The organism is Streptococcus sp. 2022WUSS037 (assembly GCF_044427225.1).
Taxonomy (GTDB): Bacteria; Bacillota; Bacilli; order Lactobacillales; family Streptococcaceae; genus Streptococcus.
Genome location: NZ_JAOTGJ010000002.1, coordinates 24834 through 48909, shown reverse-complemented (window position 1 = coordinate 48909; position 24076 = coordinate 24834). Strand labels below are relative to the sequence as shown.

Here is a 24076-nt window from a genome sequence, read left to right as displayed (position 1 = left end):
TTTTAACAAAAAACAAAAACATTAAAATCGCTTACATGTCAAAAAGGTTCGAAATAAGCGAATTAGCTATCTAATCCGCTCTTTTCCTATTTACCAAATACTATTTGTCCATTTGCAATGGTGTAAAGGACCTGTCCTTTCAGACTATCACCAACAAACGGAGAATTTGCAGACTTCGAGGCAAAATCCGCTGTGACCAACCGATTTGCATTTGGTTCAAAAATAACAAGGTCAGCTGGGCCATTTTCAGCAAGATAGCCAGCATCAAGGCCATAGAGCTTGGCTGGATTAATCGTCATTTTCTCCAGCAATTGCACGAGTGTCAGATGCCCTTCTTCCACCAGATGCGTCAAACCAAGTGAAAGCGAGGTTTCCAAGCCTGTCATTCCTGATGGGGCCTTTGTGAGATCTTCTACATTTTTCTCATCTGCGTGATGAGGAGCATGATCCGTCGCAATGACAGAGATAACACCAGATTTCAACCCGTCAATTACAGCCAAGCGATCACTTTCTAATCGTAGTGGTGGGTTCATCTTAGCATTGGCACCTTTTGTTAGAAGTAAGTCCTCAGTTCGTGAAAAATGTTGGGGTGCTACTTCTGCCGTGACGTTTGCTCCGAGACCTTGAACAAATTCAACCACCTTGACCGACTCGGCTTTGGATAGATGCTGGATATGAACACGCGCACCCGTTTCATAGGCAATCATGACATCGCGAGCGACCATGCTGTATTCTGCTACGCCAGTTGCTCCACAAACATGAAAATGTTTTTCAGCTACTTGCTCGTTTAATCCCAAGACACCATTCAGGTCAGGGTCTTCTTCATGCAGACTGATGAGACAGCCCTGCTCTTTGGCTAATTTCATAGCTTTTCTAACCACGCCAGCATTTGTCAAAGGAATACCGTCGTCCGAAAAGGCCACCGCTCCAGCTTCTAGCAAAGCAGGAAAATCGGTCAGGTTTTGCCCATCGAAATGATCTGTAATGGTTGCCACACTATAAATGTGAATAGCCTCTTTTTTAGCGGAATCCAATACTTCTTTTAAGGTTTCAACATTTGAAATCGTCGGATTGGTATTAGCCATCATGACAACAGAAGTAAAACCACCCGCTGCTGCAGAAAGAGCTCCTGTATGAATATCTTCTTTATGGGTCTGACCAGGCTCCCGAAAATGCACATGAACATCGACCAAACCAGGAGCAACGACTAATCCTGTCGCATCAATCACCTGTTCAACGTCAGCAGAAATCGACTCCGCGATCTTAACAATCTTACTTCCGTCCATCAAGATGTCGCAAACCTTGTCTAAACCGGATTGCGGATCCAACACTCGACCATTTTTCACTAATAACATTCATATTCTCCTTTGTAGTACCAAAGCCATTACCATCTACTATCGAAGCCAATCAATTCCTGTTCTGCCTTGTGAAGTCAAGTAGGCATTTGCTTGTGAGAAGGGCTTGCTGCCAAAGAAACCTCGATAGGCTGAAAGAGGGCTTGGATGAGCAGATTCGATAACCAGATGTTTTAGATTGGTTATCAACGCCTTTTTCTTGCGGGCATAAGCACCCCAAAGAATATAGACGACAGGCTGGTCTAAGCTATTGACCACCTTAATAACAGCGTCCGTAAAAGGCTCCCAAATTTGCCCTGCATGTCCATTGGCCTGACCTGCTGGAACAGTTAAACAAGCATTGAGCAAAAGAACACCTTGTTCCGCCCATGCTGTCAAATCATGATCTTGTTTGACGCCAATATCATCCGTCAATTCTTTTAAAATGTTTTGAAGAGATGGCGGAGCTGGTACCGAGTTCGGAACAGAAAATGACAAGCCCTGTGCCTGACCAGGTCCGTGATAGGGATCCTGTCCCAAAATAACCACTTTAACCTCTTCCAAATCCGTTGTTTGAATGGCAGCAAATACCTTCTCACGAGGCGGATAAATGGTTCCACCAGCATAAACATGATCTAAAAACTGATTGATTTTACAAAAATAATGCTCTGGCAACTGCGCCTTTATCAATTCGTGCCAAGCTGAATGTTCCATAAACTGCTCCTAGTTTGAACTTTTCTCTTTAACAATATAAATCGGACGTTTCTTCGTTTCCAAGAAAACTTTTGCCAAATATTTACCGAGAATACCAATGGTCATCAACTGCAGACCTCCCAAAAATAGGATGATACAAATAGTCGACGGCCAGCCAATTGTAGGATCTCCGAACACCAAGGTTTTGAAAACCACAAAAACCATTAGAACTAGCGACAACAGGAAGGTGAAGAAACCTGTATAGGAAGCAATATTCAAAGGTGTATCTGAAAAATTGATGATTCCTTCAATAGAATAAGAAAGCAATTTCCAGAAAGACCAACTAGTTTCACCAGCGACCCTCTCAACATTTTCATATGGCAAGTATTCTGTCTCGAATCCAACCCAAGCAAAAATGCCTTTTGAAAAGCGATTGTATTCAGACACAGATAGAATAGCACCCACCATGTGACGACGCATGAGACGGAAATCACGGGCACCGTCTACTACCTCGACCTGGCTGATTTTATTCATCAATTTGTAGAATAATTTTGCAAAAAAGCTTCGAATCGGTGGCTCACCATCACGACTGACACGACGGGTTCCAACGCAATCTAAATCTGGATTTCCATCCAACATAGCCTTCATTTCCATCAACATTTCAGGTGGATCTTGTAAATCAACATCCATGACAGTCACTAGCTCACCTTGCGCAGCTTGTAGACCTGCATAGAGAGCAGCTTCTTTCCCGAAATTCCTTGAAAAGGAAAGATAGCGAACAGCTCGGTCTTGACCAGACAATTGGCGTAAAACCGTTAATGTCCTATCCTTTGAACCATCATTGACAAAAATATACTCAAATTGTTCCCCCATCTCCTTACGAACTTTCTCCATAGCATCGTAAAAATAGGGAATTGCCTCTTCTTCATTAAAACAAGGCACGATAACTGAAATCATGTTCTTCTCCTCATACGGTCAATTATTGTATTCTCAAAATACGTTAGAGACTATTATACCATTTTACAGGATAAGTTCCCAGAAATCGTGCGTGGGCTCGTTTTAAATCTAGTCTTCCTGCCAAGTTTCTTGATTTTGACGGAACTTTTTAAGCAGATTCAAACCATCTGCATTAATATATCCCTGTACTTTTGCGACTTTGATTAATTCTGAATAATTGCTGAGCGTCACCAATTTCACGCCAGCATTGTCAAAATTACGATCTGCCTTTGGCAATTCATAAGTAAAGATTGCCACAACACCAATAACGTCAGCGCCTTCACGCTCAGCTGCTGCTACGGCATCTAGAACAGACCCTCCAGTTGAAATCAAGTCTTCAACGACAACCATTTTTTGTCCCTTGACGATGCGCCCCTCTAATTGATTCCCTGCACCATGGTCTTTTGGCTTGCTACGGATATAAGCAAATGGCAAATTCATCCGATCTGCAATGATAGCACCATGGGGAATACCTGCTGTGGCCGTTCCGGCAATCACCTCAACCTCAGGAAATTCCTCTTCAATACGTTGGACAAAGCCATCTTCAATCAGATTTCGAGTTTCAGGATAAGATAGTGTAATACGATTATCTGTATAGATAGGGGATTTGATACCTGATGCCCATGTAAACGGCTTTTCAGGACGCAGATGAACTGCCTTAATATCCAATAAGTGTGATGCGATTTCTGTTGCTAGTGTCATAATAGACCTCCTTCTAAATGCGTACCATTCCAACATGACCATCCCGCCGAATAGCCTGTCACTCCTAAAGTATTGGTTCAATCTATGAACCCTACAAAAAACTATATTTATCCCCTGTCGAATTCTTACAGACTTCTCCTAGTCCACCATTTCAATCCATGAATCAAAATACTGTTCAATGAAATTGGTTTTCTCTTTTATTTCTGTCACGGTAAGTTTTTCATCAAGACCTGTCAGAACCCACTTATCCTCAACATCATCTCTGCGATGGATAATCGCGACCAATTTCCCCTCGAAAGCTGTCAAAGACTGCCGAACAGCTTTGGAAATGATGTAAACATCTTGCTCTTCACCATCTCCAGCCAATAGATTTGGAACATAGCCGTAATTGATAGGGTACTGGTTGCCAAATTTATCAATATACCCGAGAGGTCTATCGATGATAACCTGATAAACCTCATCCACGATTCCACTCCTCTTTAATAGCCAGATAGGCCTGATAAGGATCTTTTGCTTTGGTAATGGGACGACCAACCACAATATAATCACTACCGATTCGAGCGGCATCTGCTGGTGTCATGACTCGTTTTTGATCACCGATTTCTCCACCACTTGGCCGAATTCCAGGTGTCAGGCACACAAAATCAGAACTTGTGGCATCTTTAATCAAAGCCACCTCATGCGCTGAACAAACCACCCCATCAAGACCAGCTTCTTGTGCTCTTTGAGCATAATGAACAACCGCTTCCTGCAAACTAGTCTGGATATTTTGGTCACTGCGCATTTGTTCTTCGGAAGTTGACGTCAACTGTGTAACAGCAATCAACACAGCGTCCGAACCCAATCCTCTGCGAGCAGCCTGCATCATTTCCACTCCGCCTGCTGCATGGACATTGGTCATATCCACACCTAGCTTGGCCAAGACCCTCATAGTAGACTCAACGGTATTTGGAATGTCGTGCAATTTTAAATCTAGGAAAATGCTGTGTCCGCAATCTTTCAGATAAGAAATAATGCTGGGTCCTTCCGCATAGTAGAGTTCCATTCCTACTTTCACATAAAGCTTTTCCTGAGCTGGAAACTCGTTTAGGAAAGCTTCAACCTCTTCTCTTCCTGCAAAATCAAGGGCAATAATTGGTCTTGTTTCTTTCATAAAATCCTTTCATTTACACAAAAATCCCTGCCAAATCGGTCAGGGATGTGCACGAATTCAGCTTGAAAATCACCTTTCAAGCCTATTACATGACACCTTCCCAGCCTCTCTGGACATAGTTAAAGGAGTTAGTTTCTTTTATATTACTCTTTTATTTTACCTTTGTCAACGCTTACCCAAGCTATGTCTAACTTCTTGGCGTAAATTTTCTAATGTGTCAATCCCATAAACATCCATACGTTTTGGTAAATCCTTGATAATAGTTGGACAGGCAAATGGGTCTGTAAAGTTGGCTGTTCCTACCCCTACAGCTGAAGCTCCTGCAACCATCATCTCTATAGCCTTGTCCGCCGTATCCACACCACCCATACCAATAATTGGTAAATCAATCATCTGAGCAACCTGACGAATGAGTTTGAGAGCAACCGGAAAAACTGCTGGACCTGACATTCCTCCTGTACCATTTGCCAAGATTGGCTGTCGAGTTTTGAGATTAAATCGCATACCAACCAAAGTATTTATCATCGTCAAGCCAGTCGCTCCAGCATCCTCAGCAGCCTTGGCCAACAGGGTTATGTCTGCCACACTTGGTGTCAACTTAACGTAAACAGGTACAGATGAGGCTTCGACTGCTGCTTTTACTGCTTGATAGGCTAATTCTGGCACCTGTCCAATCAAAAGACCATTATTTCCGTGGTCCACATTGGGACAGGAAATATTTAGTTCAATTGCTTTTACATTTGGAGCCTTTGAAATTTTCCCTGACACATAGGCATATTCTTCATTGGAAAAACCAGCCACATTGGCAATGATAGGCAAGTCTGGAAAATGCTGTTCCAACCATGGTAATTTTTCGGATAAGACTACATCAACGCCTGGATTTTGAAGTCCAATGGCATTGAGCATACCTGCTGGTGTCTCGGCTACACGGGGAGTCGCATTGCCATAACGAGGATGACGGGTAGTCGCCTTAATCATAATGGATCCAAGCTGGTTAAGGTCATAATAATCTGCATACTCCTGACCAAAACCGAAGCAGCCAGAGGCTGGAATGATGGGATTTTTCAAGTCCAAGCCTGGCAAGGAAATGGCTAATCGTTTCTTCATCTCAACCTCCTATAAAATCAGACTAGCAGTCGCAAAGACTGGACCTTCCTTGCAGACACGCTTGTTCTCGTGTTCTTGTCCCTCTTTGGGTTTGACAACACAGGCATAGCACGCCCCCATCCCACAAGCCATCCTAGCCTCCAGTGAAATGTAGGCATGAGGATGTTCCTGAAAGCGTTGGTCAACATAGTTCATCATAGCTGGCGCCCCACATGAGTAAATGGCTGCAAACTCGTTTGTCAGCTCTTCAACGACCGTTGCGACATTCCCCTTACGCCCATAGGAACTATCATCCGTTGTGACATAAACTTGACCATACTTGGCTAATTCCTCTTCCAAAATGACGGCCTCTTTGGTGGCAAAGCCAATGACTGACGTGACTTTGGCGCCACGGTTCGCCGCCTGTTTGGCTACTTCCACCAAGGGAGGAACACCGATTCCCCCGCCAATGATGAGAATGCGGTCACCTTCTTTGAGAAAGTCTACTTCAAACCCTTTCCCAAGCGGTCCCATGACATCCAAATACTGACCAACAGTCATTTTCGAAAAGACTTCCGTCCCTTGACCTTCCACTCGGTAAATAATCCGACATTGAGACTTATTCCGATCAATCTCGGAAATAGATATTGGTCTCCGCAAGAGCATGGAATCATCTGGAACACGAATATGGATAAACTGCCCCATTTTCATATCTTGGACCATATCACCCTGCAAGATCATAGCAAATATACGTGGAGCAAGTTGGACTTGGTCAACAACTAACATCTGTTCTTTTAAAATCATCTTTTCTCCTATTCTATGAAACACAGAAAACAAGAAAGTCGATATAGAGAAAAAACCTTGCTGGCTAGCAAGGTTACACGAAAAGAAGGCACAATCTGCCCTATTTATCACGTTCCCTTCTTCGCCTCTCTGGACTCAATTAAAGGATAAATTGTTAGAATTATACATTTTTTAAAATAATTTGTCAAATCATGTTACAATAGAAGTATGAGAATTCAACAATTGTACTATATTATCAAAATCGCAGAAACTGGCAGTATGAACGAAGCTGCCAAGCAACTCTTCATTACCCAACCCAGCCTTTCCAATGCCGTTCGTGACTTGGAAAAAGAGATGGATATCAAGATTTTTCTACGCAATTCCAAAGGAATTACTTTGACAAAAGATGGTATGGAATTTCTTTCTTATGCTCGTCAAATCGTAGAACAAACAGAACTATTGGAAGATCGCTATAAAAATCCAAATGCCAAGCGACAACTGTTTAGCGTGTCTTCACAGCACTATGCCTTTGTGGTCAACGCCTTCGTATCCCTTTTGAAAGAAACAGACCTAGAAGATTACGAACTATTTTTACGGGAAACACGGACATGGGAAATCATCGATGACGTAAAAAATTTCCGTTCAGAAATCGGTGTCCTCTTCCTCAACCATTTTAACCGTGATGTTTTGCTAAAACTCTTGGACGATAACCGCCTATCTTATACGCATCTATTTACTGCGAAACCACACGTATTTGTCAGCAAGACAAATCCTTTAGCACAGAAGAAATCAATCACTCTTGATGATTTAGTGGATTTCCCCTATCTCAGCTATGAGCAAGGTATCCATAACTCCTTCTACTTTGCCGAAGAGATTTTGGCACAGGAACACCATAAAAAATCGATCGTTGTTTCCGACCGAGCCACCCTCTTTAATCTCTTAATTGGTCTGGATGGCTATACAATTGCGACTGGTATCTTAAATTCAAATCTTAATGGGGATAATATCGTATCTATTCCACTTGAATTTGATGATGAGATTGAATTGGTCTATATCCAACATGAAAAGGCATTGCTGTCCGACATGGGAGAAAAATTTATCAATTACCTACTTGAAGAGGTAAAATTCGACCAAAAATAAATACCATTTTATATAGACAAACAAAATACAATATGTTATGATACATTTATGAAAGACGTTGAAAAGAAAAATGAAAATAATTCATTTTTCTTTAAGGAAACGCTTTCATTTTTTTATAGTTTATGCTATAATACACATATCATATATATTAAGGAGTGGTTAGATGGCTCAAAATAAAATGTTAGCTATGATTCTTGCTGGTGGACGTGGAACACGTCTAGAAGGGTTGACAAAAAAAGTCGCCAAACCAGCGGTCGCATTTGGCGGAAAGTACCGCATTATTGACTTTCCTCTCAGTAACTGTGCCAACTCGGGTATTGATATTGTCGGAGTTTTGACTCAGTATGAGCCTGTTCTCTTGAACTCATACGTTGCTCAGTCTCAACGTTGGGGGCTTGATGTACAAGGATCTGGTGTCTTTGTATTGCCACCGAGTGAAAAAATCGAAGGTTTCGGACTTTACAAAGGTACAGCCGACGCTATTACACAGAACATTGATTTCATTGATCTTCACGATCCAGAGTACGTATTGATTTTGTCTGGTGACCACATCTATAAGATGAACTACGACAAACTCCTTGATACACATATTCAGAAAAAAGCAGATGCCACGATTGCGGTTATCGAAGTTCCAATCAAAGAAGCTTCACGTTTTGGTATCATGAATACGGACGAAGATTACCGTATTGAAGAATTTGAAGAAAAACCAGAAAATCCTAAGAGCAATTTGGCATCAATGGGTATCTATATCTTCACTTGGAAGACCTTGAAAAAGTACCTTCAAGAAGATGACAAATTGGACACTTCATCTCACGATTTTGGGCATGACATCATTCCGAAATACTTAGAAGATGGCCGCACTCTCATTGCCCATCCATTCCGTGGCTATTGGAAAGACGTCGGTACTGTCAATAGCCTCTGGGAGTCTAATATGGACTTGATTGACCATGCAGGTGACTTAGACTTGTCCGACCGTTCTTGGAGAATCTATTCCGAAGACAAGGGCTCACCAGCTCAAGTAATTGGTGCGACTGCAACTGTTAAATCTGCCTATATTGATAAAGGAGCAGTTATTGATGGTACAGTAGAACATTCTGTTATTTCAACAGATGTACAGGTCAACCAAGATGCCGTCGTAAAAAATTCTGTCGTCCTGCCTGGTGCTATTATCGGCGAAGGTGTTGAGCTTGACTACGTCATCGTCGCTGAAAATATTAAAATTGCTGACGGAGTTAAACTCACAGGAGACATCGACCATATCCTCTTGATCGACAAGAATGTAACCAAGTAAGAAAGGACTGCTATGCTAAGAAATACTCTCGGAATTGTAAATATTGAAGGAAACAATGTACATTTTGGTGATGTGATGAAGCACCGTGGCGTACAAGCTTTCGGTTTCTTAGGTCGTTATCGCCTAATTGACTTTGCTCTATCCAATATGTCAAACTCTGGAATTACAGAATTCCAAGTGTACATGCCTGCCGAAATGCGTTCAACAATTCAGCACGTTGGTACAGGCAAACACTATAATATCAACAGTAAACGCGGTACCCTTCGCTTGCTCAATAGCGCAACAGACCCAAATAGTGTCTATCGTCATGATATTAACGCCTTCACAGAAAACATCCACTACATCGAAAATTCTACAAAAGATTATGTGCTAGTTGCTCCATCTTACTTCATCTATAGCCAGGATTTTTCAAAAGTCATGGATGAACATATCGCAACGGATGCCGATATTACCGTTCTTTATAAAAATATTTCAGATGCTAAAGAAAATTTCATCGGTTGCCAAACACTAAAATTTGGCGAAGACCGTCGTGTTGTTGCATTTGAAGAAAACCACGGTAAATATAAGAACCGTTCCGTTTCCCTTGAAGCCTATATTATGAAACGGACTACATTTATCGACTTGATTAGACGTGCTAACAAAGTGTCGTCTCTCTACTGGTTAAAAGATATTTTACGTGATACAGTTGACCAGTACAAGATTATGGGCTATGCACATCGTGATTATGTCGCATGTATCAATACGACTGCTTCCTACTTCAATACTCAAATTGAATTGATTGACCAAGATACCCGCAAACTCCTCTTCAAACATGATTGGCCAATCCATACCCAAACAAGTGATAGCTCACCATGTTTGTATGGTCCATTGGCAGAGGTCAAACGTAGCCTAATTTCAAACGGGGCAAACATCAATGGTCAAGTCGAAAATTCAGTCATTGACCGCGATGTTATCATCGAAGAAGGCGTTGTTATCAAAAACTCAATCATTCTCAATGGCGTGACAATCAAGAGTGGGGCAAATATTGAAAATGCAATTATCGATAAAGCAACTAAAATTATTCACCCAATTGACATCAAGGGAAGCGAAACTTCGCCTTCATACTTGAAACCACACCAAATCATTTAGGAGCTAACATGACAAAAAAATCTGTTCTCTTTGTAGCATCCGAGGGACTTCCGTTCATCAAGACTGGCGGATTGGCTGATGTTATTGGCTCTTTGCCAAAAGAATTGGTAAAACAGGGTTTAGATGTCCGAGTCGTTCTACCACTCTACAAAAAAATTGCAGTAAATAATCACTCTGATTTCGATTACGTATCAAGTTTTGATGTGCGAGCTGGCGACATCCAATCTATGGCAAATGTTTACAGTCAGGTTGTTGATGGAGTAACATTCTATTTTATTGAGCACCGCGATTTCTTTGAACGTGATGAACTATATGGATATGACGATGATGCCATGCGTTTTGGCTATTTCCAACATGCTACATGTCGTCTGTTAGAAGCACTTCATTTCTTCCCGGATGTCATGCACACACATGACTGGCACACTGCTGCCCTTCCATTCCTTTGCCGTACTTTCTATAGCTACCGCGAAGAATTCCGCAATATCAAGCATGTATTCACTATTCATAACTTGGCTTTTCAGGGAATTTTCCATAAACAAGCGCTTTGGTCAGCGCTTGGCATGGACTATAGCTACTATTTGGATGGTATTGCACGTTTTCATGATGAATGTATCAGCTTCATGAAGCTTGGTATCCTATACGCTGACAAGGTTACTACAGTTTCTGAAACTTATGCTCGCGAAATCCTAACGGAAGAATTCGGCGAAAACATGCAACATGTACTAGAGTTGCGCAAATATGACTTGGTTGGCATTGTCAATGGTATCGACTATGATAGTTGGGATAGTCAAACAGACCAGTACCTTGTGAGAAATTATAGTCTTGAAACGATTGAAAGTAAAAAGGCTAATAAACTGGCCTTGCAAGCACAATTTGCCCTTCCACAAGATGAGAATGTCCTATTGATAGGTATCGTCTCTCGCTTGACATGGCAAAAAGGGTTCTATCTCTTGACCGAGGTACTTGGCCATCTTCTTCAAGCCCATGTCCAATTTGTTATCTTAGGCAATGGTGAGGAAGATATTGAAAATGCCTTTAATCACTTTAAACACGCCTATCCTGATAAATTTGCATTCTACCGTGGTTACAATGAACCACTTGCCCACCAAATTTATGCAGCAAGCGATCTTTTCCTCATGCCTTCTATGTTTGAACCATGCGGCATTAGCCAGTTGATTTCAATGCATTACGGAACACTCCCTCTAGTGCGTGAAACAGGTGGCTTGGTTGATACTGTAGCACCATACAATATGTCTACCAAAGAAGGAACTGGTTTTAGCTTTGGAGGGCGTGACGCTTACAATATGCGACAAGTCTATGATTTAGCCCTTCAAACCTACTATGATCGTCCAGATGACTGGCATGCCATGGTTGAACAAGCTATGAAGCGTGATTTTAGTTGGACAGCTTCGGCAGAGAAATACATCTGGCTCTACCGTGAAATTAGTGATTAGGAAATAAGATGAAAAAATAAACTGAATCGGAGTGGGACCCTAGTCCACTCCTTTTCGGCAATGGAGATTGCTATGACAGAATTTACTGACCTAGATTTATATTATATGAATGCTGGTGAGCATACCACTCTTTACGAAAAAATGGGTGCTCATATTATAAAAGAAGGAAACAAAATTATCGGAACCCAATTTCGTGTCTATGCCCCAAATGCCAGAGAAGTATTCTTAGTTGGCAACTTTAATGAGTGGCAACGCAGTCACTCTATGGAGCGTGAAATTGATGGTGTGTTTCAACTTTATGTAGACGGATTAAAATCCCTTGAATATTATAAATACCTGATTATCACACACGATGGGCGTGAAATATATAAGGCTGACCCTTATGCATTTTTCAGCCAAGTTCGTCCAGACACTGCCTCTACAACCTACAATTCGCGTTATAAATTCAAAGATGACCTCTGGATGTATAATCGTGTTAACTATGATTTTAAAGAACAGCCAGTATCCATCTACGAGGTGCACTTAGGTTCGTGGAAGCAAAAATTTGCTAATAAGAATGAAGGAGGAGCTCCTGTAGAAGCTTTCAATAGTTATAAGGAAATTACTCCACTTCTCATCGAACATATCAAGGAAAATAACTACACACATATTGAATTATTGCCAATTACCGAGCATCCTCTCGATGCGTCTTGGGGCTATCAGGTAACAGGCTACTACAGTCCAACTAGTCGCTATGGCAAGCCAGATGAACTTAAGTATTTAGTTGACCAATGTCACCAAGCAGGAATCGGAGTGATTCTTGACTGGGTACCACTTCATTTCTGTAAAGATGCTCATGGGCTCTACCAGTTTGATGGTAGTTGGCTATACGAATACTCCTACGAACAAGACCGTGAAAACCACCAGTGGGGGACTGCTAATTTTGACCTTGGAAAAGGACTGACTCGTTCTTTCCTTCTTTCTAATTTAAAATACTGGTTGGAATATTTCCATTTTGATGGCATCCGTGTTGATGCACTATCTTATCTCCTCTATTGGCGTGGTGAAACAGATGAAGATAAGATAAATCATGCCGCTATTGACTTTATCAAACGTGTCAATGCCATGGTCCATACCGACTATAAGGGAGTCTTGATGATTGCTGAAGACTCTTCAAGCTTCCCTAAAGTCACACATCCTCTAGAAGATGGCGGTATTGGATTTGATATGAAATGGGACCTGGGCTGGATGAATGATACACTAAAATTCGTGGAACGCCCTGCTATTTATCGAAAATATCACTCAAATGAAATCACTTTTGGTATGTACTATAACCAAAACGAGCAATTCTTACTGCCACTTTCGCACGACGAAGTTGTTCATGGGAAGCACTCCATTATCGAGAAGATGAATGGCGACTACGAAGATAAGTTCCATCTGGCTCGAGTCTACTACAGCTTTTACTTTGCCCATCCTGGAAAGAAATTACTCTTCATGGGAAATGAATGGGGTCATATCCGTGAATGGCACGAATATACAGAAATGGACTGGGGACTGCTACAATTTCCAATCCACCATTCTTTCTATCAAATGATGAAAACATTATCTACTTTCTATAAAGAACATGAAGCTTTCTGGAAATATGACTACCAAGCCTATGAAAAAGGATTTAATTGGGTAAAAATAGATGAAGAAGCAAGCCTGTATGCTTTTTCTCGCACTAGTGATGAGCAAGAAATCTTGACTATTCATAACTTTAATGATCAAGAACTATTTGATGTACACTTGGATTTGCCAGCTGACAGCGAATATAAACTTGTCTTCTCATCTAATGCTATTCCAATGGACACATTTAGCCTCTATCCAGATGAAAATGGAGCTAGAATTACTGTACCACGTTTGACCAGTTTTTATCTAGAGCGTGTGAAATAATTATCTATAAAGAATGGAGTATTGAACCGACCCCAATTTTCTGTCTAACTTTTGGAGTGTGGCTCACTTATTCCATTCTTTTTGCATGCAAAAACAACCACCGTTTCCGATGATTGTTCGTTTCTCTTATTCAACACTTGTATATGTTGCAGCTTTCTCAAGGAAAGTATCAAAGTCACCACTTGCTTTTACTTCTGCGATAACCTTGTCTATCGCAGTTTTTAGTTCTGTACTACCTTTTGGCAAAGCAATGACTTTCGAATTTTCATCAATCGTTGGAAATTCAACGGATGCAACGGCTAAATCTGAATTCTGTGAAACATAACCAGCAGCAACTGGAGAATCCATTAAAATAGCATCAACTTTTCCTGATTTGAGCTCATTTACAGCTTCACCCATCAAGGTTAAAGAAATGAGGTTAGCTTGACTAATATTTTCCTGTGCGTAGGCTTCCTGTGTTGACCCCTTTTGTACCGCGAGAGTCTTCCCGCTCATAGCATCAATTGAAGTGAGTGAATTGGCGCTATCTTTTTTGATAAGTAAGACATCAGAAATTTGATAGTAACTTTCAGAGAAATCAAAAACTTTTGAACGCTCTTCCGAATAAGATAGACCAGCAATTGCAATATCAGCTTTGCCATTTTGAACGCTAGACAATACATTGTCAAAACTCATTGCTGAAACTTCAAGCTTGACCCCAAGTTCGTCGGCTATTTTTTGAGCCAACATCATATCTGCACCAACAACTTCATTCTTTCCATCAACTAGTGCCTGAAACTCGAATGGAGCATAGTCTGGACTAGTTGCCACTACTAATGTTCCTTTTTCTTTAATTTTATCTAATGCAGATTGTGATGACGTCGAAGAACAAGCTGCCAATGTCAGTCCTGCTAAAACTGTTGCTGCTAATGTAAATAATTTTTTCATGTATAATTATCCTTTTTTCATAAATTTTCTGGTTGTTTCAGAATATGTTCTCATTTTATGTTATTTTTATACAATTGTCAATAGATTTTTCTTATTTTTATTCATTTTTAGCTTAATTTTTTATAGATAAATCATAGGCTTCTTGGACAAATGTATCGAATTTCCCTTCTGAAACAAGTTTTTCGATAACTGCATCCACTTTTTCTTTCAAAGCGGTACTACCTTTTGGTAGCGCAACGGCATAAGCATCGGTATAGTTACTTTCAATTTCAGTATCTACAATCAACAAATCATCATTTTGGGCTACATAGGCTTTGGCTATCGGTTCTTCAAAAATAATGCCATCAATTTTTCCAGCTTTTAATTCGTTGATTAATTCCCCGTTGGAACTGATGGAAACCTTGCTTGCATTTGGTAATAAATCATTTGCAATCTTTTCTTGAATAGAGCCTTTTTGAACCCCAATTTTAGCTGATTCCAGTGATGATATGCTAGTAAACTGTGAACTATTGGCGTTATTGATGATCAATTCATTGGTTGATGTGTAGTAAGGAATAGAAAAGTCGAAGACTTTGGCACGTTCTTCTGTCGCTGAAATTCCTGAAATTGCCAGGTCAACTTTGCCATTTTGAACAGAATTTAATACGTTATCGAAGCTCATGGCTGAAAATTCAACTTCTACTCCGAGCTCATTTCCGATTTCCTTAGCTAATTCAATATCTGCCCCTACGATTGTATCTTTTCCATCCACCAATGTTCGAAATTCAAATGGAGCATACTCAGGGCTGAGCGCAACGACTAATGTTCCCTTATCTTGAACATTTTTCAAGGAATTATCTGTCGACTCATTGCTAGCACATGCAGCCAAACTCAAACTTGTAGCCATTACCAAACCAGTTTTTACAATCTTCTTAATATTCATCTTCTTCTCCTTTTTATTCATTAAATATGGAATACTTATTCATTGATTATGCAAATTTTGGAGTTTTCGGACTTTTTTCATTGATTCTTCTCCTTTTTTTTGAAGTAATGGAACTAGTATATAGTATTTTTATACACTTGTCAATAATTTTTTTGCATTTTTATACAACAAAAACACTATCTATTCAATAGATAGTGTTTACATGTTTTGAAATATGCTATTAAATTTATTCACTATAATATAACAAAGATTCCAAAGATATCAAAAATCCAAAGTATGTATTATCTTCTCTAAAGATACTTCTTCCTCCTTATAGGTATCTTTTGATGTCTTTCTCTCCTCCTTTTTCAGATAATTATCTAAATCACCTGAAAGTCGAGCATAATTCAAAAAACGACGCCTAGCTTGTTCAACTGTTTTAAGGTATAGGTTATGTGCCTCCGCAACATCAAAACGCTGCAATAATTCAAAACGTTCTTGTTTTAACATAAAAGGTATCATTTTATTGAAATCTGGACGCTTATAGTCTAAAATCATCGGGCATTTCCCGTCTTTTTCTAACTCTGGATTGTATCGATATAACGACCAATACCCTGCTTCGACTGCCTCTCTAGCTTCTTGTAAACTTTCTTTCATCCCACCTTCTAAGCGATGAGCGATACATGGAACATATGCGATAATGAGTGACGGTCCTTGATGACGTTCTGCTTCCTCAAATGCCTTAATAACTTGAATAGGATTGGCACCACTAGCTACTTGAGCAACATACACATTCCCGTATGTCATAGCCATCATTCCCAAATCTTTCTTAGAGCTTCGATTTCCAGCTGCTGAAAATTTTGCAATGGCTGCAGTAGGTGTGCTCTTTGATAGATGTCCTCCAGTATTTGAATATACCTCATTATCAAGCACGAGGATATTTACATCCGCACCAGTGGAAAGGATGTGATCTAAACCTCCATAGCCAATATCATAAGCCCAACCATCACCACCAACAATCCATTGAGAAGGTTTTACAAATAGGTCTTTTTTTTCATATAGTTTTTGCAAGCATGGTTTTGCATTGTCTTTTTCGGACTTGAGTAAGTCAATTAACTTCTTGCTACGAGCAATGGTCCCGCAACCATTATCAATATTCTCGATCCAATCATCTATCAACTCATTTAATTTTGAACTGGCTTCATTCTTAGCAGTAAGCATTTCATCAACAAGAGCATATCTTCGTGTTTGTGTAGCAATCAGCATTCCATAACCAAATTCTGCATTATCCTCTAGTAATGAGTTACTCCAAGAAGGTCCCTGACCGAATGAATTTGTGCTAAACGGTGTTGTTGGGAACATACCGCCCCAAATTGAAGAACATCCCGTAGCATTAGCGACCATCATTCTGCTACCAAATAGCTGTGTCAGTAATTTTACATATGGAGTTTCACCACAGCCAGAACAAGCACCTGAAGATTCCAATAGAGGTTTCTCAAATTGTGTATAAGCAATCGTTCCCTTTTTTGCCGGATTTTCTTTTGCTCGTAGTGTCATTGAAAATGCCCAATTTATTGCTTGTTCCTTATGACTGTTCTCCCCCTTGTCGGTAACTTCTACCATTTTTAAGGCTTTTTCCTTGGCTGGACATGCTTTAACACACAATTCACAGCCCGTGCAATCCTCAATAGAGACTTGGATACGATAAAATAGCCCATCTTTTCCTTTATAGTCTCTTACTCTATAGCCAGTAGGCGCCTGTTCCAACTCATCTTGTTCAAGTAAGATTGGTCTAATCGCTGCATGAGGACAAACAAATGAACATAAACTACATTGCACACAGTTTTCTGGAGTCCATTGAGGGACTTCCCAAGAAGTACACATTTTTTCAGTATGTGATGTACCAAGCGGAATATCACCAGCAACTATGCCATTGTCAATCAATTGCCCTACCGTTATCGAATTCCCCTCACAACGATTTAAAGGTTCTTGAATATTTTTCGCATACTGTGTTGAATGTTTAATAGGTGAATCTTTGGATTCATCGCACAAGTTCCATTCGAGTGGAATATCAACTTTTTCAAGTGTGGAAAGTGTCTCATCGATTGCTTTCATATTTTGAACAATAATTTCTTCCGATTTATGCCCATAATTCTTTACAATCTCTTCTCTCATTGAAGTAATAGCAACGTCTAACGGAATAAGATTAGCAATGCTAAAGAAAGCTGCCTGCAGACATATCCCTGCCTTTCCATTTAGACCCGTCATTTGCATTATTTTATAAGCATTTATGATATAAAATTGTATCTCATTATCCGCTATATATTTTTTCAATTTATTCGGAAGCAACTTATGGACCTTTTCTTGCGACCAAGTTGTATTTAGTAGAAAGACGCCTCCTTTTTTCAGTCCCTTTATTAAATCAATTTGCCTTAAATAACCAGGCATGCTTACTCCAATAAAATCTGATTCTAGTATGGAATAAGCAGATTGAATTTGCTGTCCTCCAAGTCGCAAATTTGAAATCGTAATTCCTCTTTGTTTCTTAGAATCATAATAAAAAGAACCTTGAATAGCTGAATCAATATGCTTACCGAGAATGTGTACAATGGATTTACTTGCACTTACAGTTCCATCTCCACCAAATCCCCACAGTTTTACTTGATATGTATCCTTCGATGTTAAATCTAATGGTCGACTAAGTTCTAAAGATAGATTAGTTACATCATCTTCTATACCAATGGTAAATCGACTTCGAGGCTCACTTTTTTCTAACTCAGAGAATACTGCAATCAATTGATCAGGGGTAGTATCTTTTGAACCCAGACCATACCTACCACCTATAATAATCGGTTTATGAACACTCTCGTACAGGGCAGCTTTAACATCTAAAAATAATGGTTCTCCCAATGCACCTGATTCTTTCGTTCTATCCAGTACTGCAATAGCTTTAACGCTATTGGGAAGTTTCTCTAAAAACTCCTGTAAAGGAAATGGTCGATAAAGATGAATTTGAATAAAACCTACTTTTTCACCCTTTTTCACTAAATAATCAACGGTTTGCCGAACAGTTGCGGAAACAGAGCCCATGGCTACTAGAATACGCTCTGCATGTGGATGACCGTGGTAGCGAACCAAATCATAATCTGTACCGAATAATTTATTCACCTTCTTCATGTATTTTCGAACTACATAAGGAAGAATCTGGTAATTACGATTTACAGTTTCTCTTTGTTGAAAAAATGTTTCTGGACCTTGGTTAGTTCCAGATACTGTTGGACGATTCGGGTTCATGCCTCTATCACGAAAAACATTAAGGGCTTCTTCGTTTATCAAAGGCTTCATTTCTTTATAATCTATAACCCTAATTTTCTGTAATTCATGACTGGTTGAAAAACCATCAAAAAAATTAACAAAAGGGATACTAGATTCTAATGTTGCCAAATGAGCCACTAATGATAAGTCCATTACTTCTTGAACTGTTCCTTCTGACAGCATTGCAAATCCTGTTTGTCTAACAGACATCACATCACTATGATCACCAAAGATACTTAGTGCATTGGTTGTTATAGAACGTGCTGCAACATGAAATACTGCAGGTAACAACTCTCCAGCAATCTTGTACATATTGGGTAGCATCAACAATAATCCTTGGGAAGAAGTGCAAGTTGTTGTTAGCGCTCCAGTTTTTAACGAACCATGGACAAAACCTGCAACTCCTGCCTCAGATTGCATTTCTACAATATTTACTGTTTGACCAAATATATTCTTCCTCTTTTCAGCATGCCATATATCAAGCCATTCTCCAATCGTTGAACTCGGAGTAATAGGATAAATACCTGCTACATCGCTAAAGGCGTATGCAACATGAGCAGCCGCCATATTCCCATCCATTATTTCTTGATATGACATATCTATCCCTCCTTTATTCTATCTTGCCTCGTCCACTTTTTAGAAAAGCTCATCTCGTTTAGATGAGCCTTTCTATTGATAACAGTTAAATTAACTATATTGATGCTATTCCAAAAAATAACTAAGCTTTAGGTAGAATTGTTTCTACTTCTGTATGTGGACGTGGGATAACGTGAACAGATACCAATTCACCGACACGTTGTGCTGCTGCTGCACCTGCATCAGTCGCTGCTTTAACTGCTCCCACATCTCCACGAACTAAAACTGTTACCAAACCACCACCAACATGCTCTTTTCCAATAAGGGTTACGTTGGCTGCTTTTACCATGGCATCGGCTGCTTCAATGGAGCCAATCAAACCCTTGGTTTCTATCATTCCTAATGCTTCTGAAGTCATACTACTTACTCCTTTTTACCGATTTTAGTGGGGTAGAATTGTTTCTACTTCTGTATGTGGACGTGGGATAACGTGAACAGATACCAATTCACCGACACGTTGAGCTGCTGCCGCACCTGCATCAGTCGCTGCTTTAACTGCTCCCACATCTCCACGAACTAAAACTGTTACCAAACCACCACCAACATGCTCTTTTCCGATAAGGGTTACGTTGGCTGCTTTTACCATAGCATCGGCTGCTTCAATGGAGCCAATCAAACCCTTGGTTTCTATCATTCCTAATGCTTCTGAAGTCATACTACTTACTCCTTTTTACTGATTTTAGCGGGGTAGAATTGTTTCTACTTCTGTATGTGGACGTGGGATAACGTGAACAGATACCAATTCACCGACACGTTGAGCTGCTGCTGCACCTGCATCAGTTGCTGCTTTAACTGCTCCCACATCTCCACGAACTAAAACTGTTACCAAACCACCACCAACATGCTCTTTTCCGATAAGGGTTACGTTGGCTGCTTTTACCATGGCATCGGCTGCTTCAATAGAGCCAATCAAGCCCTTAGTTTCTATCATTCCTAATGCTTCTGAAGTCATACTATTTACTCCTTTTATTTGACAATACGTAATTTATTTAATCCAGTAACACCTAAAGCATTTGCTTCCTCGGTATCTAGATGACACTCTAACGAAAAGCTATCTTTTACTCGGACAACTACATTATGAATAACGCCACCACGTTCTCCCGGTATTTCCAACGAAACAACTTGCTTATCTTCTACACCAAAATGCTTAGCGTCATTAGAATTCATATGAATATGTCGTTTAGCTACAATACAACCTTTTGTAAGCTGAAGAGAACCTTTCGGACCGATTACTGTGCACCCAGGGGTATTATCAATATCACCTGATAGTCGCAATGGCGCTGATATCCCCAGTTTATAACAGTCGCTTTTCAGCAATTCAACCTGACTATCCTGACGGGACGGACCCAGTATTCTTACTTTTTCGATCACACCCTTGGGACCAGCAATTATTACACATTCTTTATAAGCATATTGCCCTTTTTGTGACAATTCTTTCAGCTTATTAAACTGATACCCTGCTCCAAACAAATAATCTGCGTCTCTCTGCGATAGGTGAATATGTCTATTTGACACACCAAGTGGAATCACTCGACTTCCAAAAACATCTTTTTTCTTCTCAGCAATTTTTTCGATAACCGAAGTATCTTCAGCGGGTTGCTGTAAGCTAATATCTTCTCCGCCATCAAGATAGTCTATCACCTTGTAGAACAAACTTTCCAAATCTTCTCCCATAGAATCACCCCCTATTTCCTCAGTGAAGCTAAAATTTCCCTGACAATAGCTTCATTATCTATATCCTCTTCAACAATTTCTTCAACTTGCTGACTGGATACTTCTAACACTTTCTTCTCACGCGCTTCAAATGCAGCCTGAATTGCTTGAGGTGTCTGGTTAAAGAAGTCTTTTTCCAATTTATCCTTTGGTTGACAATGGATGCTTGCAGATCCGGTGGCATCAACACTCTGTTCTAACCTTGTTTCTACTGTTAATTTTGGTAGAGATAAGAAACGACTATCTAACTCCACAATCTTTGTAACATCCTTTATTCCATAAGCAACAGTTTTAATATTCACTAAATGCTTTGGCGTCAAGTTATCAGAGACAGAACTTCCACCATCCGTACCACAACCCAAAGTAAAGGCTATCGGGAGACCAGTAGAAATACCTGTTCCACCCTGACTACCTCCTGTATTGATAAGAATCCGAGAAGCTGGTTTACTAGAAAATCGGAAAATCATATCCGGGTCACTAGTATGCAAACTCATTGTATGCCCTATTCCATTTTGAAGAAGTTTAATACTTAATGCACAAGCTTCCTCCCAATCTTTAACTACATAGAAGCCAATGACTGTTGTGAGTTTTTCAAACGATAATGGATTCCCTGCTCCAACTCCTACTTGAGGTCCAACTAGAATTTTGGTTTCTCTAGGCACGCTAATACCAGCTGCATCTGCAATTTTATTAGCTGTTTGTCCAACAAACAATGGATTCATTGTTGGATTACAACCTTTTGTATTCCCTTTAAAAATCAAATCACAAACTTTGTCAGTTTCTTCTTTAGACATCAAGTAACAACCTTGGGCTTTAAGCTCTTTCAAGACATCTTCTTGATTGCTTTCCTCGCAAATAATTGCTTGTTCTGAAGCACAAATCGTTCCATTATCAAAAGTTTTTGAAGCAATGATATTTGCTATCGCTTTTTTTACATCTGCTGTTTTTTCAATATAAGCTGGGGAGTTTCCTGCTCCAACTCCGATAGCTGGTTTACCACTACTGTAGGCCGCTTTCACCATACCTGGTCCACCTGTCGCAATGATGATTGCGACATCTTTTGAGTGCATCAATTCATTAGTTGCTTCTAACGTTGGACTTGCTACACATCCGATAATATGTTCCGGTGCTCCTGCCTCAACAGCTGCTTTTCTTACCAATTCAGCAGCTGCTACACTACATCTTTTTGCAGATGGATGTGGCGCAAAAACAATTGCGTTTCTTGATTTTATCGAAATGATAGACTTATAAATAATCGTTGAAGTTGGATTTGTTGAAGGGGTAATCCCTAACACCAATCCCATAGGTTCTGCTACCCTAAACACCCTATTCTTTTCATCAAAATCCAAAATACCAGATGTTTTATAATCTTTAATTTCATCATATAACAAACTTGAAGCGGCATAATTTTTATATGCTTTGTCTTCAATTTTACCAAAACCTGTTTCCTCAACAGCCATATTTGCTAAATAATATGCATTTGATTCTACACATTTTACAATATTTTTTAGAATAGCTTCAATCTGTTCATCTGAGAAATATGCAATTTTATTAGCTGCTTCTTTACCACGCCTCACCAAGTCACGCGCTTCTTGGATTGAACAGAGATCAACATCAATTGTCTTCATTATATTTTTAAACCTCCTATGTTTTCACCCTATTTATCATCGACTTGCAAAGCAAAATCATCCAACAACATAGCAATCATTGTTTTTCTAACTAAATTAGATAATTTTTCTTCTGTAACAGAAATATTTTTATTTTCAACTATCATTTCCCGCAACTCTGCAGCTTTCTTTTTTTGCAACTGTTTCTTGTACTCAGCAACTGTAATAATCTTTGGCTGTTTTTCTTCCACAGTTTCATCTGACTGATTGTTCTCTTTATTTTCTTTTTCTGGTTCCACTACATCTGTATGATATACTTGTTCAACTAAATCTGAAATAATTTCTTCTTGTTCAAGACTCTCTTCGTCTACAAGGTGCAGTGTTGGTTTATTTTCTTTCAAGATGGACGATAATTGTTGATCTGGTCTAGGAATAACATGTGAAGCAATAAAACTTTCCTTATTTAGTCTTTGAACTGCGTTAGCCCCTGCCTCTACAGCTGTTTTTATAGCCCCCACATCACCTTCAATACTGATTGTGACTAAGCCACCACGAACTTTTTCTAATTTCAATAAAGTAACATTGGCAACTTTTAGCATAACATCAGCAGCTTCAATGGCTCCTATATAACCATAAGTTTCTACTAAACCTAAAGCCTTCATTACATATGGCCTCCTCCACTATAATAAATCTGACCAATTTGATGGATAGGTAGTATAGAATAATTTTGCATTGTCCGGTGAACCCCAAACAACATCCGATCCTGATGGTATGAATAAAACATCCCCCTCGCGTGCCACAAATGTCTGACCGTCAATTTCAATCGTTACAGTACCTGAAATAACATAATCTATTTCTTCATATGGTAACTTCCATGCAAACTTGGAGCTTTCAATTGTAAGGAAACCAGCACTCATTTTGGATTCATGTTGACCAACCAATTCTTGAAATCCTACCTTAGTATTCGGTGTACCAGTATCAAAATCATCCATTCGTACGGTTGAGCCACGTACAAGTTTCATACCATTTGTATGTGAAACAAATCGATAAGGTCTCATGTTATTTGCAGATTTATCTGAATTGTGTATTAGCAAATTTTTCAGTATATCTAAAATTTCATCTGCTGTTATTTGTTGCTCGGTATCAGTAGACCTATTAGCGCAACACTCAAATGAAATGCCATATTTTTTCGCTTCGTCTTGTGCAGCTGGCGTTACTATTGTGCCTTTTTCAATATAACAAATGCTTTGATTCGCTTCTTTACATGCAAGAATATCTTTTGCAATGATCAATTTTGCCATTTTTT

Annotated in this window: 23 protein-coding genes; 5 read left to right on the top strand and 18 right to left on the bottom strand. The window is 39.7% G+C overall.

The window, feature by feature from the left end:
- Positions 1-86: 86 nt before the first annotated feature.
- The 8 genes from ODU55_RS01615 to ODU55_RS01580 all read right to left on the bottom strand — a co-directional run bounded on the left by ODU55_RS01615 (position 87) and on the right by ODU55_RS01580 (position 6792).
- Entirely contained in the window at positions 87-1355 is a 1269-nt protein-coding gene (locus ODU55_RS01615; protein ID WP_398581657.1) for a dihydroorotase, read from the bottom strand.
- 39 nt (positions 1356-1394) lie between these two features.
- Entirely contained in the window at positions 1395-2048 is a 654-nt protein-coding gene (locus ODU55_RS01610; RefSeq protein WP_398581656.1) for a uracil-DNA glycosylase, read from the bottom strand.
- A 9-nt stretch (positions 2049-2057) separates the two neighbouring features.
- Positions 2058-2984 (bottom strand): glycosyltransferase family 2 protein, encoded by a 927-nt coding sequence (locus tag ODU55_RS01605; protein ID WP_398581655.1) that lies wholly within the window; start codon positions 2982-2984, stop codon positions 2058-2060.
- 108 nt (positions 2985-3092) lie between these two features.
- Complete coding sequence (pyrE, locus tag ODU55_RS01600; RefSeq protein WP_014637891.1) at positions 3093-3725, bottom strand: orotate phosphoribosyltransferase; 633 nt, start codon at positions 3723-3725, stop codon at positions 3093-3095.
- 138 nt (positions 3726-3863) lie between these two features.
- On the bottom strand, positions 3864-4190 hold the full coding sequence (locus tag ODU55_RS01595) for an inorganic diphosphatase (protein WP_398581654.1): 327 nt from the start codon (positions 4188-4190) through the stop codon (positions 3864-3866).
- The gene (pyrF, locus tag ODU55_RS01590; protein WP_398581653.1) at positions 4183-4878 is read right to left on the bottom strand and encodes an orotidine-5'-phosphate decarboxylase; all 696 of its coding nucleotides are present in this window, start codon (positions 4876-4878) and stop codon (positions 4183-4185) included. Before pyrF ends, ODU55_RS01595 begins: the two co-directional genes overlap by 8 nt.
- Before the next feature lie 165 nt (positions 4879-5043).
- Entirely contained in the window at positions 5044-5985 is a 942-nt protein-coding gene (locus ODU55_RS01585) for a dihydroorotate dehydrogenase (RefSeq protein WP_398581652.1), read from the bottom strand.
- Positions 5986-5994: 9 nt separating this feature from the next.
- Positions 5995-6792, bottom strand: a complete 798-nt coding sequence (locus ODU55_RS01580; RefSeq protein ID WP_398581711.1) for a dihydroorotate dehydrogenase electron transfer subunit — start codon at positions 6790-6792, stop codon at positions 5995-5997.
- 183 nt (positions 6793-6975) lie between these two features.
- Between ODU55_RS01580 and ODU55_RS01575 the strand changes: the two genes are divergently transcribed.
- The 5 genes from ODU55_RS01575 to glgB all read left to right on the top strand — a co-directional run bounded on the left by ODU55_RS01575 (position 6976) and on the right by glgB (position 13671).
- Positions 6976-7887 (top strand): LysR family transcriptional regulator, encoded by a 912-nt coding sequence (locus ODU55_RS01575; RefSeq protein WP_398581651.1) that lies wholly within the window; start codon positions 6976-6978, stop codon positions 7885-7887.
- A 163-nt stretch (positions 7888-8050) separates the two neighbouring features.
- Complete coding sequence (locus tag ODU55_RS01570; RefSeq protein ID WP_024418256.1) at positions 8051-9178, top strand: glucose-1-phosphate adenylyltransferase; 1128 nt, start codon at positions 8051-8053, stop codon at positions 9176-9178.
- A gap of 12 nt (positions 9179-9190) precedes the next feature.
- Positions 9191-10306 (top strand): glucose-1-phosphate adenylyltransferase subunit GlgD, encoded by a 1116-nt coding sequence (gene glgD / locus ODU55_RS01565; protein WP_398581650.1) that lies wholly within the window; start codon positions 9191-9193, stop codon positions 10304-10306.
- Positions 10307-10314: 8 nt separating this feature from the next.
- A complete protein-coding gene (glgA, locus tag ODU55_RS01560; RefSeq protein WP_398581649.1) occupies positions 10315-11760 on the top strand; it encodes a glycogen synthase GlgA in 1446 nt (481 codons plus the stop codon).
- A gap of 72 nt (positions 11761-11832) precedes the next feature.
- On the top strand, positions 11833-13671 hold the full coding sequence (glgB, locus tag ODU55_RS01555) for a 1,4-alpha-glucan branching protein GlgB (RefSeq protein ID WP_398581648.1): 1839 nt from the start codon (positions 11833-11835) through the stop codon (positions 13669-13671).
- A 126-nt stretch (positions 13672-13797) separates the two neighbouring features.
- On the opposite strand, the gene ODU55_RS01550 is transcribed toward glgB, so the two are convergent.
- The 10 genes from ODU55_RS01550 to ODU55_RS01505 form a co-directional block, all read right to left on the bottom strand.
- A complete protein-coding gene (locus ODU55_RS01550) occupies positions 13798-14598 on the bottom strand; it encodes a transporter substrate-binding domain-containing protein (RefSeq protein ID WP_105147255.1) in 801 nt (266 codons plus the stop codon).
- Positions 14599-14710: 112 nt separating this feature from the next.
- Positions 14711-15514, bottom strand: coding sequence for a transporter substrate-binding domain-containing protein (locus tag ODU55_RS01545; RefSeq protein ID WP_398581710.1), 804 nt, complete (start codon positions 15512-15514; stop codon positions 14711-14713).
- 267 nt (positions 15515-15781) lie between these two features.
- Entirely contained in the window at positions 15782-19411 is a 3630-nt protein-coding gene (gene nifJ, locus ODU55_RS01540) for a pyruvate:ferredoxin (flavodoxin) oxidoreductase (protein WP_105147208.1), read from the bottom strand.
- A gap of 121 nt (positions 19412-19532) precedes the next feature.
- The gene (gene eutM / locus ODU55_RS01535) at positions 19533-19808 is read right to left on the bottom strand and encodes an ethanolamine utilization microcompartment protein EutM (protein ID WP_104929802.1); all 276 of its coding nucleotides are present in this window, start codon (positions 19806-19808) and stop codon (positions 19533-19535) included.
- Between the two features lie 24 nt (positions 19809-19832).
- Positions 19833-20105 carry an ethanolamine utilization microcompartment protein EutM gene (gene eutM, locus ODU55_RS01530; protein ID WP_105147207.1) on the bottom strand — a complete coding sequence of 91 codons (273 nt, stop codon included), beginning with the start codon at positions 20103-20105 and terminating at the stop codon, positions 19833-19835.
- A 24-nt stretch (positions 20106-20129) separates the two neighbouring features.
- On the bottom strand, positions 20130-20402 hold the full coding sequence (eutM, locus tag ODU55_RS01525; protein ID WP_105147206.1) for an ethanolamine utilization microcompartment protein EutM: 273 nt from the start codon (positions 20400-20402) through the stop codon (positions 20130-20132).
- Positions 20403-20416: 14 nt separating this feature from the next.
- Positions 20417-21124: a phosphate propanoyltransferase gene (gene pduL / locus ODU55_RS01520; protein ID WP_105147205.1), complete on the bottom strand. Its 708-nt coding sequence runs from the start codon at positions 21122-21124 to the stop codon at positions 20417-20419.
- Between the two features lie 11 nt (positions 21125-21135).
- Complete coding sequence (locus ODU55_RS01515; RefSeq protein WP_105147204.1) at positions 21136-22791, bottom strand: acetaldehyde dehydrogenase (acetylating); 1656 nt, start codon at positions 22789-22791, stop codon at positions 21136-21138.
- Positions 22792-22820: 29 nt separating this feature from the next.
- Entirely contained in the window at positions 22821-23432 is a 612-nt protein-coding gene (locus ODU55_RS01510) for a BMC domain-containing protein (protein ID WP_398581647.1), read from the bottom strand.
- Between the two features lie 18 nt (positions 23433-23450).
- Positions 23451-24071 (bottom strand): cupin domain-containing protein, encoded by a 621-nt coding sequence (locus ODU55_RS01505; RefSeq protein WP_398581646.1) that lies wholly within the window; start codon positions 24069-24071, stop codon positions 23451-23453.
- Between the last annotated feature and the right edge of the window lie 5 nt (positions 24072-24076).

Bases quoted from the DNA above. Each gene is read 5' to 3' on its own strand.
- ODU55_RS01615 (WP_398581657.1), bottom strand. From the start codon at position 1,355: ATGTTATTAGTGAAAAATGGTCGAGTGTTGGATCCGCAATCCGGTTTA.
- ODU55_RS01610 (WP_398581656.1), bottom strand. From the start codon at position 2,048: ATGGAACATTCAGCTTGGCACGAATTGATAAAGGCGCAGTTGCCAGAG.
- ODU55_RS01605 (WP_398581655.1), bottom strand. From the start codon at position 2,984: ATGATTTCAGTTATCGTGCCTTGTTTTAATGAAGAAGAGGCAATTCCC.
- pyrE (WP_014637891.1), bottom strand. From the start codon at position 3,725: ATGACACTAGCAACAGAAATCGCATCACACTTATTGGATATTAAGGCA.
- pyrF (WP_398581653.1), bottom strand. From the start codon at position 4,878: ATGAAAGAAACAAGACCAATTATTGCCCTTGATTTTGCAGGAAGAGAA.
- ODU55_RS01585 (WP_398581652.1), bottom strand. From the start codon at position 5,985: ATGAAGAAACGATTAGCCATTTCCTTGCCAGGCTTGGACTTGAAAAAT.
- ODU55_RS01575 (WP_398581651.1), top strand. From the start codon at position 6,976: ATGAGAATTCAACAATTGTACTATATTATCAAAATCGCAGAAACTGGC.
- ODU55_RS01570 (WP_024418256.1), top strand. From the start codon at position 8,051: ATGGCTCAAAATAAAATGTTAGCTATGATTCTTGCTGGTGGACGTGGA.
- glgD (WP_398581650.1), top strand. From the start codon at position 9,191: ATGCTAAGAAATACTCTCGGAATTGTAAATATTGAAGGAAACAATGTA.
- glgA (WP_398581649.1), top strand. From the start codon at position 10,315: ATGACAAAAAAATCTGTTCTCTTTGTAGCATCCGAGGGACTTCCGTTC.
- glgB (WP_398581648.1), top strand. From the start codon at position 11,833: ATGACAGAATTTACTGACCTAGATTTATATTATATGAATGCTGGTGAG.
- ODU55_RS01550 (WP_105147255.1), bottom strand. From the start codon at position 14,598: ATGAAAAAATTATTTACATTAGCAGCAACAGTTTTAGCAGGACTGACA.
- nifJ (WP_105147208.1), bottom strand. From the start codon at position 19,411: ATGTCATATCAAGAAATAATGGATGGGAATATGGCGGCTGCTCATGTT.
- eutM (WP_104929802.1), bottom strand. From the start codon at position 19,808: ATGACTTCAGAAGCATTAGGAATGATAGAAACCAAGGGTTTGATTGGC.
- eutM (WP_105147207.1), bottom strand. From the start codon at position 20,105: ATGACTTCAGAAGCATTAGGAATGATAGAAACCAAGGGTTTGATTGGC.
- eutM (WP_105147206.1), bottom strand. From the start codon at position 20,402: ATGACTTCAGAAGCATTAGGAATGATAGAAACTAAGGGCTTGATTGGC.
- pduL (WP_105147205.1), bottom strand. From the start codon at position 21,124: ATGGGAGAAGATTTGGAAAGTTTGTTCTACAAGGTGATAGACTATCTT.
- ODU55_RS01515 (WP_105147204.1), bottom strand. From the start codon at position 22,791: ATGAAGACAATTGATGTTGATCTCTGTTCAATCCAAGAAGCGCGTGAC.
- ODU55_RS01510 (WP_398581647.1), bottom strand. From the start codon at position 23,432: ATGAAGGCTTTAGGTTTAGTAGAAACTTATGGTTATATAGGAGCCATT.
- ODU55_RS01505 (WP_398581646.1), bottom strand. From the start codon at position 24,071: ATGGCAAAATTGATCATTGCAAAAGATATTCTTGCATGTAAAGAAGCG.